General features: G+C 38.0%; 14 protein-coding genes. 5 read left to right on the top strand and 9 right to left on the bottom strand.

Annotation, left to right across the window (positions count from 1 at the left end):
* Positions 1-52: 52 nt before the first annotated feature.
* A complete protein-coding gene (locus ACI2JM_RS05575) occupies positions 53-1,636 on the bottom strand; it encodes an ATP-binding cassette domain-containing protein (RefSeq protein ID WP_404642731.1) in 1,584 nt (527 codons plus the stop codon).
* A gap of 440 nt (positions 1,637-2,076) precedes the next feature.
* On the opposite strand from ACI2JM_RS05575, the gene ACI2JM_RS05570 reads away from it, so the two are divergent.
* A complete protein-coding gene (locus tag ACI2JM_RS05570) occupies positions 2,077-2,670 on the top strand; it encodes a TetR/AcrR family transcriptional regulator (protein WP_404642729.1) in 594 nt (197 codons plus the stop codon).
* Between the two features lie 194 nt (positions 2,671-2,864).
* On the top strand, positions 2,865-3,401 hold the full coding sequence (locus ACI2JM_RS05565) for a gamma carbonic anhydrase family protein (RefSeq protein ID WP_404642727.1): 537 nt from the start codon (positions 2,865-2,867) through the stop codon (positions 3,399-3,401).
* Positions 3,402-3,860: 459 nt separating this feature from the next.
* Here the strand turns inward: ACI2JM_RS05565 and ACI2JM_RS05560 are convergent, their stop codons facing one another.
* From ACI2JM_RS05560 to ACI2JM_RS05535, 6 genes are all read right to left on the bottom strand, one after another.
* The gene (locus tag ACI2JM_RS05560) at positions 3,861-4,172 is read right to left on the bottom strand and encodes a mobilization protein MobS (RefSeq protein WP_197101098.1); all 312 of its coding nucleotides are present in this window, start codon (positions 4,170-4,172) and stop codon (positions 3,861-3,863) included.
* Positions 4,173-4,516: 344 nt separating this feature from the next.
* Positions 4,517-5,290 (bottom strand): phosphonatase-like hydrolase, encoded by a 774-nt coding sequence (locus tag ACI2JM_RS05555; RefSeq protein WP_404642725.1) that lies wholly within the window; start codon positions 5,288-5,290, stop codon positions 4,517-4,519.
* Entirely contained in the window at positions 5,290-6,432 is a 1,143-nt protein-coding gene (locus ACI2JM_RS05550; protein WP_404642723.1) for a TIGR03364 family FAD-dependent oxidoreductase, read from the bottom strand. The genes ACI2JM_RS05555 and ACI2JM_RS05550 overlap by 1 nt, the downstream gene beginning before the upstream one ends.
* A gap of 102 nt (positions 6,433-6,534) precedes the next feature.
* On the bottom strand, positions 6,535-7,521 hold the full coding sequence (locus tag ACI2JM_RS05545) for an ABC transporter substrate-binding protein (RefSeq protein WP_404642721.1): 987 nt from the start codon (positions 7,519-7,521) through the stop codon (positions 6,535-6,537).
* A 77-nt stretch (positions 7,522-7,598) separates the two neighbouring features.
* Positions 7,599-9,281: an iron ABC transporter permease gene (locus ACI2JM_RS05540; RefSeq protein ID WP_404642719.1), complete on the bottom strand. Its 1,683-nt coding sequence runs from the start codon at positions 9,279-9,281 to the stop codon at positions 7,599-7,601.
* Positions 9,282-9,337: 56 nt separating this feature from the next.
* On the bottom strand, positions 9,338-10,216 hold the full coding sequence (locus ACI2JM_RS05535) for an ABC transporter ATP-binding protein (protein WP_404642717.1): 879 nt from the start codon (positions 10,214-10,216) through the stop codon (positions 9,338-9,340).
* A 252-nt stretch (positions 10,217-10,468) separates the two neighbouring features.
* On the opposite strand from ACI2JM_RS05535, the gene ACI2JM_RS05530 reads away from it, so the two are divergent.
* A complete protein-coding gene (locus tag ACI2JM_RS05530; protein WP_404642715.1) occupies positions 10,469-11,344 on the top strand; it encodes a LysR family transcriptional regulator in 876 nt (291 codons plus the stop codon).
* Between the two features lie 744 nt (positions 11,345-12,088).
* Entirely contained in the window at positions 12,089-12,376 is a 288-nt protein-coding gene (locus tag ACI2JM_RS05525) for a hypothetical protein (protein ID WP_404642713.1), read from the top strand.
* 191 nt (positions 12,377-12,567) lie between these two features.
* On the opposite strand, the gene ACI2JM_RS05520 is transcribed toward ACI2JM_RS05525, so the two are convergent.
* Together ACI2JM_RS05520 and ACI2JM_RS05515 are read right to left on the bottom strand one after the other, a co-directional pair.
* The gene (locus ACI2JM_RS05520; RefSeq protein WP_404642711.1) at positions 12,568-14,622 is read right to left on the bottom strand and encodes a TIR domain-containing protein; all 2,055 of its coding nucleotides are present in this window, start codon (positions 14,620-14,622) and stop codon (positions 12,568-12,570) included.
* 34 nt (positions 14,623-14,656) lie between these two features.
* On the bottom strand, positions 14,657-15,253 hold the full coding sequence (locus tag ACI2JM_RS05515; RefSeq protein WP_404642709.1) for a TIR domain-containing protein: 597 nt from the start codon (positions 15,251-15,253) through the stop codon (positions 14,657-14,659).
* Between the two features lie 144 nt (positions 15,254-15,397).
* Between ACI2JM_RS05515 and ACI2JM_RS05510 the strand changes: the two genes are divergently transcribed.
* The gene (locus ACI2JM_RS05510) at positions 15,398-16,534 is read left to right on the top strand and encodes a hypothetical protein (protein WP_404642707.1); all 1,137 of its coding nucleotides are present in this window, start codon (positions 15,398-15,400) and stop codon (positions 16,532-16,534) included.
* The last annotated feature ends 12 nt before the right edge of the window (positions 16,535-16,546 follow it).

Here is a 16,546-nt window from a genome sequence, read left to right as displayed (position 1 = left end):
CTATTAATGGATTTAAATGGTGAAATAACTGGTTCCCTTGGGGTATGCCATTCTAAACTGTATTCTCTAATCTTATATAATCCATATTACTAATAGCTTCTATAAATTTTTCGTCGTGAGAAACTAAAATGAGAGCACCTGTGTAATCGTGTAATGCTTGCTGGAGCAAATTTTTTGATTCTATGTCTAAGTGATTGTCTGGCTCATCTAATAGTAATAATGCTGGCGCAGTAGCGCCGCAAAATAAGCACGCCAAAGCGACTTTGAGTTGCTCACCACCGCTTAGTGTATAAACTGGTTTTATTGCAGCGTCACCTTTGATTCTAAGCTGTGCTAATCGGGTTCGATATAAGTCTTCTGTCCAGCCAGATGATTGCTGACGAAAATTATCTAGTGCTGATAACTCCTTATCAAGAAAAGAGAAATGCTGATCCATTAAACGATAGGACTCAGTCACTGCTATTTCACCTTGCTCTGCCTCAAGCTGACCTGATATTACTTTTAGTAGTGTAGATTTTCCGCTGCCATTTTTACCAGTGATAGCAATACGTTCACCTTTATTCACAATTAAGCTAATAGGCGCTGTCGCACCAAACGGTAGAACGATGTTAGATAAATGCAAAAGAGGATTGCTAGTAGCTTCAGGTGGCGCGGTGACGATTGCTAGCGGATCTACGATCTCTAGCTGAGCCTTTGCACTGGCTGCTTGATCAGCTGCATTTTTTGTTCGATCATCATGAAGCTTAGCTTTGCGTGATTGTGTAGCTTCAGATCGTCCTAACTCACGGTCTAAAATAATTTTACTTTGATTGCTATCTTTGCGCTGATTTTTGCCACGACTTTGACGCTGTTCTGTCTTTTCTTGAGTAATTTGCTGATCACGTTTAGCTTGCTGTAATTCTTTCTTTGTTTGAGCTGCCTCTCTTTGAGCGCCCAAAAGCAATTGCTCCTGACTTTGTAACCAATCATGCCAACCACCATGACTAACTGATAGCCCTGTAGAAGTTAGCTCATAAACAATCTGTACTTGCTCTAGCAAGATAGTGTCATGCGTTACTAGTAAAACCCCACCGCTAAAGTTTTTTAGCCATTGTGCAAGCCACATACGTCCATCACGATCTAAATGATTGCTGGGCTCATCAAGTATTAAAAAATCACAACCTTGCTTTTTGAGTGCCAGTAGTTTTAGACGTGTTTGTTCGCCACCGCTTAGCGTCTTAAACGGACGAGCAAGTATATCTAGTGTTAGCTCTCCTTCTGCTAAAAGCGCTTCTGTTTCAATTTCCCAATTCCATTTATCATCCATAAAGCTAAAGTCTTCTGGTGTGCCTTCACCATCTAGGACTCGGTTGCTGATTTGCTGTATCTGACTTGTACCTAAAACATCACCTGCTGTTCCTGTTAATACTGTCTCGCCTTGAGCCATATAACCTATATTGCAAAAGCGATGTACGCTTCCTTCACTAGGTTTTAATTTATCCGCTAGTATTGCTGCTAAATAAGATTTTCCTACTCCATTTCTGCCAATAAGTGCTTGTAGTTCATCAGTCAAGAATAGATCAATTCTTGAAAACAATGGCAAAGGCGAATCAGAGAAATTTAAGCTTAACTGTTTTGCTTCGATCAAATTTTGCATTTTTACTCTATTTTTTAGAATTATAGGATTTGTGACTGACAATATACCTATCATAATCAACGCCTAACATGCTTTTTAACAATTAACTACTGTCCAAGCGCACCACATTAGCGTTAAATCCTAACAGCTGAGCACTACAAGCTATTGATGGGATACAGTGATCTGACAAACAAATAAGCCTCGCTTAACAGACGTTATGATAAATCAAAAGTAACTTGAAATACCCACTGCATGTACACACCGAAGTAGATTTCAGTTATCTAAATATTTATCATCATTAGCCTACAGCCTAGTATTCGAGTCCTCACTAGGGAACCTCATCCTTAATTGTTTAAATTCTAACTTTCAACCTCGTATATCAAGTAATGAATACTAATAGTATCTAACATACTATTAGTATGTTAGTGTAATAGCAAAATTAATAATCTATTGGATTTACTATGAAAGGTGTTTCTAGACGACAACTTTATGCAGAAGACACTCGTGAAGCTATTCTCAATTCAGCACAGGCGTTATTTTGCCGTGATAGCTTTGCTGGAACGTCAATCGATACTATAGCAGCACAAGCACAAGTGACAAAAGGAGCGATTTATCATCATTTTAAAGATAAGCGAGCGGTGTTTGAAGCTTGCTTCGAGCGACAGGCGCGTCAGGTTTCTGAAACAATCGCAACAGCTCCTAATGGTGATAATGACTGGCAGACCGCATTCAATCAGTGTCATGCTTTTTTAAATTTTATTCTTGCTCATGGATCAAATACGATTCCTCTACAAGAGGTTATTACGGTATTAGGATGGGAGCAATGGCAAAAAATCGATAGTAGCCATACCATCAGACACATTGAAAATATCGTCTCACAACTACAAAACAGTGGTCAGATGAAGCCTTATTCTACTAACGTTGCAGTTAGTTTGATTTATGGCTTATTAGTAGGAGCGGTTATGACACTAAGCACGCAACCAAACGTCAAGCAAACCACGAAAGATTTAGACAGTATGATTAAAGATATGCTGCTAGGGCTAAAAGCTATCTAATTCTTATAAAGATTTACCTAAAATAAATGTTTGATTCAGCTAACGTTTTAAAAATCGGAGAACTAACTAGAACTCTAATGTGTATTGCTCATCTAACACTTACTTTGAGCTATTAGTAATTCTTTGATTATCAGAATAGGGTTCCTCATTTATTAAGTATTAACAACCATTTATCAAAAAACTAAGGATAGAATATGATTTATAAATATTTAGATAAAAGCCCTAAATTTGCTAACCCTTTTAACGGTTGGGTAGCCAATTCTGCAAGTGTCATTGGTGATGTTTATTTAGGTCATCAAGCTAGTGTTTGGTTCGGTGCAGTAGTTCGTGGAGACATTGAGCACATCCATATTGGCAATTATAGTAATGTTCAAGAAAATAGTGTGATTCATACTGATAAAGGTATTGGAGTGAAAATTGGCAATCATGTGACTATTGGTCATTTGGCTATGTTGCATGGTTGCGAGATTGGCGATAATAGTTTAATTGGGATCGGTGCTGTCATACTCAATAATGTCAAAATCGGTAAGAATTGTATTATTGGTGCTAAGACACTAATTACTGAGGGTAAAGAAATTCCAGATAATTCACTTGTGATGGGTGCTCCTGGTAAAGTAGTTAAAACTTTAAATGATGAACAAGCAGCCATGTTAAAAGGATCTGCTATAGAATACGCTGCACTTTGTCAGACGTTCAAAAAAGGTTTACAAGAAGTAGTCACACCTGAATAATATAGGAGTTAAAGGTATATTAAATATATATAGCTAAAAATTACTGATAGTTTAAATGATTTCACACGATAACTATTAAACTAGCAGGCTGTAGGGAGGTAGCTCTTTGAACCTCACTAAGTATATCGGAGGCAGATTTACTTAGGGCGGTTTACTACATGTACATGGCGAGCACATCGTCATTATTTCAGTAACTTACTCCACTTATATAGCACACAAATGAAGATTCAAGTCCTCACTAGGGTACCGAACCAATAAAAGCGGTTTCACATTAAGACCTGCTTCCAACACTCTATGTAATCCATGAGGTTTAACTTTATATGAATTTAACTCAAATATTAACTTTGTCTTTTATAATCCTTTGCTTTCTAGTGTTTTTCACTTCAATCCTTCCTCTATTTGCCTCTTACTTTATTTCTAGGTAAGGTGATTGTGATTGTCTTACTCGCTGTTATGTCCTTACCCCGATTGATTGCCCTGACTGCTATCAGAATCTGCTTTATTCTTGACCGTACTACCAAGCTCCCTTACTAAGTCTGCCATCAATTCTTTATCCGTCTGTCTGCTCAAAAAATCCAATAGATTATCAGCTGTGTATTCTTTCAAACCATCTACCATATCCTTCTCTAAAGCGTCCACAAGAAAAGCACCCAGTAGTATTTTTTGCCGTATCAGCTTCTTATCTAACTTCTGTTTCTCTCTGTTTATTTTAAGCTCCAGCTCATTAATCTTCTGTTCCTTTTTTAAATCATTACTATCAAGTAAGGTCATATTTTTTCCTTAAATTAGCAAATCTATTTATTCTTATAACGAATTTTATGACAAATAACTTGGATAAAAGAAGTAAATCACCCTCCGATATAGTCGGGGCAATTCAACCTAAGCTGCCCCCGTTTGAACAGGCTGTATTTAAGGTTGTGTACTTAGCAGCCTAGCAAGCGTCGATCCGTGACTGAACGTCTGTTTTAGAGCGCTTTATGTTTGATTCCTATATCAGTAAGCCTTTAATCTAAACGGCAGTTACACAGAATCTAGGATAGACCCTTCAAATTAAAAAAGCCATAAAAGTCATTGCTCTTATGGCTTTACTATTTTTTATATATTGAAGCTTTAAGCTAAATAAGCTCTTTTAAGTCAGTCAGCTTGTCTAAAATCGTATCAGGTGAATATTTCACTAGCTGCTGCTCATTTTGTGCGCCAGATAACACACCTAAAACCAGCCCACACCCTGCATTATTACCTTCCTCAATATCGATACCACTATCCCCTGCTTTTAATACTTGCTGTGAATTCTCGATATTAAACTGCTTCATCGCAAGAGTAATCATATCCGGGCCTGGGCGGCCATTTTCTACGTCATCGGCTGTTACTAGTGCATCTACTTGATCCCCCACAGACCACTCTAAGATAGTCAAAATTTTATTAGCAGTCTTAGCATCATATCCTGTATTTAATACCACTTTACGACCGCTTGCCTTTAACTGCTCGAACAACTCTGACATGCCTTCAAACTCAGATAAGGTGTCCTTGTTATAAGCAGTTGCAAGATTGACTTTAAAGGCTGCAAATGCCGTATCCGTTAATGATTTAATACAAGCATCAGATAAATCTAACCTGTTCAAAATATCGCGGATGGCGTTGCGTTTTTCTTTCCCTGCACCATATTCTAAACATAACTCAAGACTCACTTGTTTATCTGACTTGCCAGCGCTCTTCAATGCTTCATTGATAGCATTACATACGGTCTTATAGACCAGGTTACCTTCATTTACTGTTGTGCCAGCCATATCAAACACACAGAGCCTAATATCAAAAAATTTGTTTTTAATACTGTTTAAACTATCACCATGTGAGCTGCTGCTTATTATATTATTATTTGCTGTATTCATTACTTTGATTCCAATACCAATTCAATTAACTCTTCGCCAAATGCGAAACCTGTTGATGCCCCTGTACCACTGGTGACTGCACCGACCACTACGCCTTTTTCAGGTGATGCCTTAAATACCACGTCATCTGCACTTGGATATACACCCAACCAGTGCTGAGTAATATCTATCTCACCAATATCCATCACCTGCTTAAATTCATTAATGATTAGATCATCAATTTGAGTGTCTCTAAACGGTAGTTCTCTATCACTATAATCATGACTATCGCCAATGATTAGTGATCCATCTTCAGACTGAACCACAATTAGGTGGACACCTGCTTGACGTTCTACACTTTGAATATCGTCAAGTAAGGTTTTTAGTACCGTAGCTTCAGGTAACTGAGCAAATCCATCATAACGGGCAAAGCTCAAATCTGACATGACAGCGGCATTTAATCTAAATGCTTGTTTAGGCATGACTCGCATCATATTTAGTGTGCACATTTTGGCTTTGGTCTTAGCGAGTACTTCTGGATATAAGCCAGTAAAGTCAGCTCCTGGACAGACCACACAGTGCTCAGCGTTAAGGACACCACGGCTGGTATGCACTTTTGGTAATTCCACTGAAGTCACCGTAGTATGGTTGTAAAAATCCACACTCTGCGTCTCTTGTAACCAATGAGCCAGCTTAGCGATTGCAGTATTAGATTCTACTCTGAGCTCATGTGGACTATATAACACCCCTTCACCCTTTTTCAGATAAGGCGCGGCTTCATTAATTTCAGACTGTGTTAGTAGTCGGCACCCCTCACCCATTTCCGTCTTTAAAAAGGCTCGTGCCGCTTCTACCGCTTCAGGTCTCTGCATTAACATATGCAGACCGATATGCTCTATCTGAATACCTGCTTTTGGCGCAATCTCGGCCCAAACATTACGCGAGTGCATGGCGCGTTGCCAATGCTCACCTCGACGCTGACCACTAACAGTCACAAATCCAAAATTACGAACAGAAGCATCTTTGTTCTGAGACTGGCGTTCTACAACTGCAACTCTCAGCCCCTTTTTAACGGCGGCGTAGGCGCTTGCCAGCCCAACGATGCCCCCACCTACGACGATGACATCGTATGTTTTATCAGAAAGTATTTTTCTCATTGTCATATCTGCTCTTCCCATACATCTTTATTGATTAGCCCTCTACTTGCTTAACCTATGAACTAATATAGCTAAGCATGAATAGGCATTATTTTGATTGAACTAAAATTACTCACCATGGAAAAAAGCACGGTGCTTATCTAACAGCTCGGCAGTTAATGGCTCTGAATAGGTCTTAGAGTTATCAATCTGATTCTCAGCAGCTACTGTCTCGCCGTCATACACAATATTTGGATAAATCTCTAATAAACCTGGGCGAGCTTTAGTGACAATTAGCTCAGCCATTTTCATTGCTTTAGGATTGGTTTTCTCTCCTTTATCAATAACAGCAACCGATTCAGTCAATGTGTAATTACCTTCATTAGGATCAACAAAATCAATTGGTAAACCTTTTGCCTTATTAGCGACTGCCTGATGACGTAGACCGAAACCGATAGGCACCTCACCTGCCATTACCTTTTTAAGAGGACCAGAGCCAGATAGCTCTAAATTAGGTCCTGCATTTTCACGAATAGCATTCATGATTTGTTGACCTTCAGTATCGGTGCCATATTCAGCAGCAATGTCTTGTACAAACAACCAACCAGTTGATGAACCATTTGGATCAACCATAGAAATTTGATTTTTATAAATAGGATTCGCTAAGTCTTTGGCACTAGTAGGTACTGGAAGATTATTAGCTTCCATCTCTTTGGTATTGAGTAAGATAGCACCCGTAAAGCTGAGAATCGGTGCATAGTAATTAGGCGTCGCAATCTGTGGGTTTGCTGTAAATGCTAACGCTTTAAACATTGGGTTCTTTGCTTGAGCACTTTCGATATAAAACGAGCTCATTGTCACCATATCAGCTTCAATATTTTTTCCTTCTGCTAATAGTCGCCCCCCAAGCTCACCTGTTCCGAATGATTGAAATATGTATTGACCTTCAAAGCCTGCCTCATCAAGCACCTCTTGAATAACCTCAACTGCCTCTTCATCAGCATTACTATAAATAATCACCTCCTCGCCAGCTGTATCGTCCGAGCTTTGCGACCCACAACCTGCTACTAAAACTCCACAAGTTAATCCCATTACTATCGTTTTGAATAAGTTCATTGTTGTTCCTAATTATGTGAGTGGTTAACGGTTCAATTGGTTTTCGTCACATTAAGGCCTAAACTGTGTTGAAATATCTAAGCGACTGTCGTCACTGTCGTCTTTATCACTTTTATTTTTTTTGTTCCATATATGCTTCTGGTATAAAGGTATCGCACCGCTGCGAAGAATATTAATGCTGTGATATTTGTGAGTAGCACCATCAGTGACAAGATAAAGATTTCATCAAAGCGGGCGAAGTGCTGTAGTTCAACAATCTTTGTAGTTAGCACCATCGTCTTTGCACCTGAAATGAATATCACTGCACTGATGCTAACCATCGCACTGATAAAGAAGTACGAGGCTACTTCGATCAGTGTAAATATTGAGTTGGGTACAACAATTCGGCGTAAAGACTGTAGCCATGAGTCTCCAAGCAAAGAAGCTGTGGTCTCCCAGCCTAAGTTCATTTTTGATAGTGCGTTTTTGCTCATGAGATAAGGTGTGGAGAAGTAATGAATGATATTACTAATCACAATAATGAAGATGGTGTTAGATATCGATGAGCCTGAGAAAACCATTAGATAGGCAATACCAATAACCATACCTGGCACTGTATTGGTCACTAAAGCTGAGCTTTCGATCGTCAACTTACCTATCTTGAATAGCCCTGAACGCTCGTATATCAACGCGGCAACATAGGTAATAATAGTGCCAAAAACAGCCGTTAAGGTCGCGACAATAAGTGAGTTTTTATACACTCGCATTAGATTCGAGGACTCAATCACCTTAGTAAATGTGTCTGTACTAAACGCCATCTCGTAAGGCCATGTCTTAATCCATGGAATGATGAATATCACAGCAAATACGAATAACAGCGAAATCAAAATGCCACTGGATAACATACCCAGAATCCTGTCTTTGACTTTAGAGGTAGGCAAGTCAAAATGCTCTACTGAGTCATATCTGACATTAAATCGAGCCACATACCAAAGCAGTAGAATGCTCAAAACAGAGGGGATTAGCATAAACAAAGCAACCACAGAGCCCTTTTCAAACGAGGGAGATGCACCCAGTATTTGGGTATAAAGCTCAGTGGCGATAACCTTGTACTGACCACCAATAGAGGCTGGAACACCAAAGTCAGTAAAGGCCAAAAAGAAGCATTGAATGATAGCGGCTGCAAAAGTACCAATTAAGGGACGAATGACCGTCATATCTATCTGGCGTAAGCGTGAATCGCCCATCAGTTCTGATACGATCACGAACTTCTTATCCAAATATTGAAAGGTATTGTTAAGCAGTAAAAAGGCTATTGGTAAGGTATAGATGGTGTAGCCAAGCCACATACCATAGAAACCATATATGTCTTCAAAAAACTGAAAGCCAATTATCTTGGTAAGCAGACCTTGCTTACCAAAGGTGTAAATAATGGCAAATCCATAAGTCACTGTTGGCAATAGCATGGGAAAGAGTGATGCAAGCTTAATGGTTTGTTTAAAGCCCTTTGGTAAGTTAGTCCAGTGCACCGTATAGGCAAGAATAAATGCCAAAAAGGTGGCACTCATCGCACTAACAATGGCGACAAAAAAACTATTTAACATCACTTGTCTGAAGTCATTACTGCTGATGATATCGACGTAGTGGCTTATACCTAATCCATCAGCCACATTAAATGACAGCACCAACATTTTACCCAAAGGCACAAACATAAAGACGAGAAATAGCGCACCAATGAAAAGCCACGAAGCTTTCATTAGCGGTGAGTTATTAAGTTTCATAATGACCTACGCGCAAAATAAGTAAGTTTTGAAAGACCAGCGTTGGCCTAGTGCGATTAACCTTTGGAGGTATCTTTAATGGATTTAGCAGCTGTGCGCTGGATTATGGAATTGATATCTTCAGTGACTGAACTGCCATCTAGCACAGGTCTCATTTGAGTGTATTTTTCTAATGGATCAGCTGGCGCATCGTCCGTTTCAAATAGGCTCAAGATATTACGACGTTTGATATTGAGCTGATCTAAGATAAAGCTCTTAACAAAATCATTGGCAGGGTTTTTGATGATTTCTGATGGTTTGGCATATTGAGCTACTTTGCCGTCTGATAACAACAAAATGCGATCAGAGAGTGTCATCGCTTCTTCAGGATCATGTGTCACAATCAAAGTGGTTAGCTCATAACGCTCTGCAATCTCACGAATACGTGCCTTAATGGTCTCTTTAACAACCCCGTCTAAGGCAGATAAAGGCTCATCTAATAATAAAATCTTAGGCTTCATCACTAAAGTACGCGCTAATGCAACACGCTGCTTTTGCCCACCAGAGAGCTGGCTGATTCGCTTGTTCAAATGAGCCTTAATCTCCAAAAGGTCAACCAGCTCATCAACCTCCGCTTGTGTGCTGACGTTAGGTCTATTGCGCAGCCCATATTCAATATTCTGCTTTACATTCAAGTTAGGAAACAAAGCATAGTCTTGGAATACAATATTGAAACCTCTGTGCTTCATAGGCACACGTGTGATGTCTTCATTATCATAAGCAAGCCGACCAGAACTAATATCGGTTAGACCTAAAATAATATGCAGCAACGTGGTTTTCCCACAGCCAGATGGGCCTAATATTGAAACAATCTCACCCTTATTTACCTTTAGGGAGATATCCTCAAAAATAACTTTGCCATCATACTTCTTAGTCACATTGCTTAGTTCTAACATAATTTTAAGCCCAAACTTATATTCTGGTATTGGCAGTGAGTGATAGCTCAAGCAAATACACTTAGGTAAATTGCTCAACGCTTTAATCGTTTACATGTGCCTAATATAAGAGATGAGTATGACAGTTTGGTGTCATATATAAGGTTAGCTTATATATTTAATCATTCAGTCTTATTCATCGTGTATAACTTCCCGTACTTCCCAGAGATATGCCTGACAATCTCTGAAACCGATACGAAAGACGGCGGTCATATGACAAAAAAGCCCTATACTTATAATCAGCTAAACATATTAAATTTTGTGCTTGAGGAAGGTAATTACACACAGGCAGCTAAACGTTTAGGCGTGTCTCAATCTGCCATTAGCCAAGCAATATCTACGCTTGAAAACAATCTTGGGTTTAAGCTGTTTATGCAACGTGGCAGGCATCTTGTGCCAACAGATTACTGCTTAGAGCTTGGATCGTTGACGAGTAAAATACAAGCAGTTGAAGATGATCTAGAGCAGCTGATACAAAGAAGTAAAATCTTTGAATCGGCTATATTAAAGGTAGCTCTATGCAGCTCAATGCCCGGTACTGAAATTATCAGGCAGTTTAGTAAGCGCTATCCCAAGCTACAGACTGAGATCTATTTTGGTAATTTCTATGAAACGTTCAGTAGAGTAGTTAACGGTCAAGTAGATGTTGGCATTCTTGCAAATGTGCCAAAGGATGACAGGTTACAGTTTAAGAAATGTGCTACACAAAGGCTTGTTGCCTTATGCTCACCGAACCATCCTTTTGCATCAAGAGAGTCTATAAGCTTAACTGAGCTGGCGTCGGAAACCGTCATATTCCGCACGCACGGCTCTACCACTCAAAAACTTATAAATGAGGCATTAGCAAAAATTAATTTAGAGATAACCCCTACCTATATCGTCAACACTCAAGAAAGTGTTTACGATGCGGTACAGCAAAACTTAGGTGTCGGATTTGCATGGAGCGAAAGCGCAATAAGAAAAGGTGGTTTCGTGAAGGTGCCTATTGCGGAGTTGCCTTCAGACTATGATGAGGTGGTTTTTTCACTCAAAAATGTAAACAACTTAGTAGTGACTGCTTTGATGAACTCTTTAGATGCTTCTGGTTAGACCGTGTCAAAAGAGTATCCTAATGCTTTCGTTGTATACGCATTATATGTTATTGATAACTCTAATTATCAGTTAGTGACCCTTGCTATCAAATCCGTAGACATTAAATTGAGAGATTTTAATCAGTAGATGGTCTGGTCAGATCGATGGGACTGTCTGTGGCTGGCAAGTACAAAAGGTGAAAACTAAATAGGGTATCTGCGATATCGAGGAATGACGAATATTGCTTAATCTTGAATTGGCTAAAAAACCCTTCCTTGTTTAGAGTATATTATCGTGCATGAGTTATTACACTTTAAAGAACGATAGCACAACGATAGGTTTAAAGCTTTATTAGATACACATATCTGACTGGAGATCAAGATGTGACTTACTTGATCGGTTGCCTGTAGGTCAAAATGGCTGGCAACAGCGAGAGTAGTATCTTATTGTCTGATCAGATATATAGATTCGCTACTTTTAAGCTAGATAAGTGATGTCCGTATATGAATGAAAATATTTATGGCTCTTTAGTACTATTCAAAATTCGTACTTTCTTTCACTAAGTTTAACGCTATATAAAAATCACTTCATAGGCTGGCTTGAGATTTGTCAGATGCCAACCACCTCATTAGTGCGGTTATAAGAATATCAATATCATAAATTCATATACGATATGACTGATTTTTATAGAAGTAAGAAAGGTTGCCAAAACTATATTGTGCATAGTGTTAGCAACTTTTCTTTAATTGGTATTTTGCTTAGATGATGTGCTTAATATTGGGGCTTGATGTTCAAGAAAAATTACCGACAGCGGCATTGTCTGAGCTGTTTTTAGAGCTAAAGACTGATCAAACACCGGCGGTGGTCGAGCGCATTGTTGGTGATATCGATGCCATTGTGAGAATCGTTCGCTTTCCTGGATGGCAAACCACCAGCGCTGGCGAGCGTGAAGTACAAAAATCATTACGCAAAGCACTTTTGAAATATAAACTACACAAAGACCAAGAGCTATTCGATCGGGCCTATGCTTATATTAAAGAGTATTATTAAATTCTTGAATGGTCATCTCAAGTTAAATGCTAGGTTAGTTTATTGGATAGGTATTTCTGAAAGTGTCAAAAACCTATATTTTAACATTTTTGAGAACTTAACCATCTAAGATTTATTTACTAATATATAAATCTTAGATAATTTTCAGCGAACTTATAGAAACCTCCTTTTCTTAAATGATATGAGTAATATCAGGATTCACCAAGGTTTCTTTCTCGCTGCTTCAAACCTTTAAGTATCAAATGGACAATTTCATCAACGAAATGTGTTTTCATTAATCGAATATAATCATCTTTACTCAGACCAGACTCTGAAGACAATTTTTCAACCGATAAATTTAACAATGATGTTTCTACCTGTTCGTAATTAGCTTCAAAGGAATTAGCTTTTGCAATCTGTTGAATTTCTATATACCCCGCATTATGGCTTATCTGCCACCCTTCAGTAAATTCTTCGCATATTTCATTATTTAAAATACTGTCACATAGTTTTTGGCAAAGTCCGCCGAGACCTCCAGCCAAATATATTGGTTTATTTAGGTCAATAGCTATCAAAAACTCTTCTAGTACTCCAGGCATCTTACCTTTATATCCTTCAAATTTACCACCTGCTAACACCCGGACATCCGACTGTGCAATTGATATATCTCGCATATTAGTTAAGCTACGCGACCAAATATAGATATTTTCAGGATTATTTGGTGGAAGGAAAACATCAGTCGTATTATTAAGTAGCGCTTTGACATCACTAGGTGGTTTATAACATTCAGTTTTAAGAACTTGACTATATTTCGCTTTAAAATCTATGTGATCAGTTGTTAGATATAATGGCCATGCCAAGTGGTTTTCCACATGTATTTTTTGCTCGCCAATACGTGCACTCAGAATATTGGCTTCATCTAATATAAATTGAGTAAATCCGTCAGCTCGCAAATCACCGCCATATATTAGCGTATGCTGACGATATAATAGATGCCGAGCCAAGTCTTGCGATAACCGCTTTAACTCATCTGTGTGCTGATGATGCACCTCAAAACCCTTGTCCATATAGTCTGAAATAGATAATCCAACTTTATATTTTTTAGTAGCCGTAGCATCACTTGACAGTAGAGGTGTGGATAAGGTGATATTGAGAGCGCCAGCCCAAGCAGTTTCTTCTTCATAAACAGGTGGTTCTGGATAACAAACTATTAAGCTATCATCACATTTAAGTCCTTTTTCCTTTTTAATAAATATGACTTGCTCTGCTTCAGGCGGTCGTGCCAATATTTCTGCTTTTTTACTTATCCAACCTTGATTTTGATAATACTCAAGTAGAGCAGTTGCATACTTAAAACGTATTGTTTCTAATAAAGATGCAATTAAAATGCGTAGTATCTTTTTTGTTTTAAGCGGTTTGGCAGTAACATGAACACAGGGTACATTGCCCGCAGATGGAAAAATTCTATCCTCATATTCTTCCAGACTATTAACAACAATGATAGGTATTCTATTTTGCTTTGCCATTAGCACTTCACGTTGACACCAATAGCGTGAAGAATAGGCATCACTCACAATAGCAATCATTGTTGAATCTTTTAAGTTTACTTCAATATCCTGGTTAAACTTAAAACCAGGAGAAATCTCTGTTGCATCGAAGAATTGACGCATATTACTATTGTCAATGAAGTTTTTAATAGCTAAAGCATGGTTCACGCCCGTACTGCCCATTTTCGCGTGACTTAAAAAGAGTTTAATTGATGATAAACTACTCTGTTCTTTAGGGTTAATATCATTAAAGCCATAGCGGTATAGTTCATGAGATAGTGCTAGAATACCGCTATCTATACGTGTACTCTGCGGCCAATCATAAGCGCGTATAAAGTTCAGGTCTTTTAAACCATTATCTTGACTGTGACTGGTTCCAGCTTTATCTATAGCAACGGGTACAATGCTATATCCCTCGCAACTTGTGATTTTATCAACATAATTGGACCAAGAATCAATTGTTAAAGTATGCTTACTAGTAAAGACAAAAACAATGTCTCTTTGTGCTAGCTTTAGCGGGAGCTTATCAGGCGTATCTGTTAGTGTTCTAGAGCTGTAGAGAAAGGTAGGTATATTAATTTCACGGGAAAATGGTCTATCTGTATCGCGAGTAATGTACCTACGAAACTCACTAATCACGTCAAAAATATCTTCGTTATCCGAAGGGTGCCAAACAAAATGAACAGCGAGTGGTGGTAAGTTCTGAGTGGAAGTAGTCATTGTATAAAATCCCTAGATAACTTTAATTATATTTCTAATCTTGCCAGTGATTTTGATATTCTCTGCGATTTTCCCCAAAATAAAGACGGGTATTACTAGGTAAAGAAAGAATGCTATTTCTCTTCTGGAAAGCCTCATGAATCCATGTCATCAACTCATGATGGCTCGTAGGATAGGAATAAATTTTCGCATAGCCAGCTTGTACGTTGTCATAAAGCCTAGGTGGAATATTACACGGCGTGTATACAGTTCCATTTTCAGATATTGAATAAGAGCAAGACCCTAGCGTACACGATTGATAGCTTGGTAATAATATGCCAATAAGTCCTGAACGTGTATTCTGACTGGTTTTTTTGATGCTATATCCTATCTCCCAATCAACATGTTTTCTTTTCCAAGTATTTTGACCAATCAATACAATAGTAACTGAACTTTGAGATATGAATCTGTCTCTAATCGCCTGACGAGTGGTTTCAGTTTTATTATTAGGGTCAATATCACCATCTTGAACTGATCGAGAAACAAAAGTTTCAACATCACTTGAGAAAGTATTTTCGAACTTTTTCCGATCATCGTCATCAGCATGATGGAAGCTGATAAATACTTTGTGCTTTGGTATATTACTTAGCATATGGTTCTTAATTTCCTTCGTGATATGATTGCTCTATAAGTTATCATGTAAAACGTACCTTTAAGTACGAATATGATAATTAGGATAGCATACATTTATTGAAAATCGGGATACTAGATATTCTCTAAACAAGGTAGTATTAAAATGACTAAAGCTAATAGCATTTCTTTGACTAGCTATATTAAACTTGTTAAAGAGACTAATAAGTTTACTTCTGATAAAGCTCTTTTCGGTGCTCAAATGGGCTTATTTAGTGAAGTAGGTAGTTTGGTGTCTTTACTAAAAAAGAAGCTGCTCAACAACGATTCAAACGATCATTCGAACGAGTTAGTCATCGAAGAGATGGGAGACATCTTCTGGTATTTTACGCTTATCACCATTGTTGAGAGTATTGATCTATATGAATTAATTAACGATAACGATATCGACCTCTATGATAAACATGAAAGTGCAATTTTCATAACAGGAATTAAAACCCGACCGTTTATTACAGTTAAGTCTAAAGAAAGTGTTAGTGACACTCAGTTACTATTCAATGATCTGATAATTCATACAACATCTATCAGTAAAGATACCACTTCAGAAAAAATTGAAAGATTTTTAAATACTTACTTGAAAATGATGGAATTTTTAAATCTTGATTTGTTAAGCATTGTTGAAAATAATACTTTTAAAATTAGAAATAGATTTATACCAATTGAAGAACTTCATTTACCTTTATTATCGTTTGATAGCACTTTTAGTAAAGATGAACAGTTGCCAATAGAATTCGAGGTCCATATTGTTGAAAAACCGAATGGTAGGGCTTATCTGAAATGGAACGATGTATTTATCGGGAGTGCTCTAAATGATAATCATCAAGAGAATGATAATTACAAATATCATGATGTATTTCATTTGGCATTTGCAGCCATACTACACTGGTCACCTACTTTTAGAGCCTTAATTAAACATAAGAGAAAAAGTGACCCTTCTCTTGATGAAACACAGGATAGTGGCAGACCGATTGTGATTGAAGAGGGCTTGAGTGCCTGGTTGTTTTCCATATCAAAGCAAAGGGGTATTGATTTTACTAAGGAAAGTAGTATTTCATATGATCTATTAAAGACTATTCAAATTTTCATCAGAGGATATGAGGTTGAAAAATGTCCGTTACAGTTATGGGTAAAAGCTATTATCCAAGGATATACGGTATTCAATCAGGTTGTCGAAAACAAAGGTGGTATCATAATAGGAAATCGTAGAGAAAGAACCCTTAAATTTAGAAAGCTTGATACATAATAAGAAGTAGCC

The organism is Psychrobacter sp. NPDC064578 (assembly GCF_044901245.1).
Lineage (GTDB): Bacteria > Pseudomonadota > Gammaproteobacteria > Pseudomonadales > Moraxellaceae > Psychrobacter > Psychrobacter cibarius_C.
Note: the sequence above shows the minus strand (reverse complement) of the source record. Positions and strands in the feature narration are given on the sequence as shown.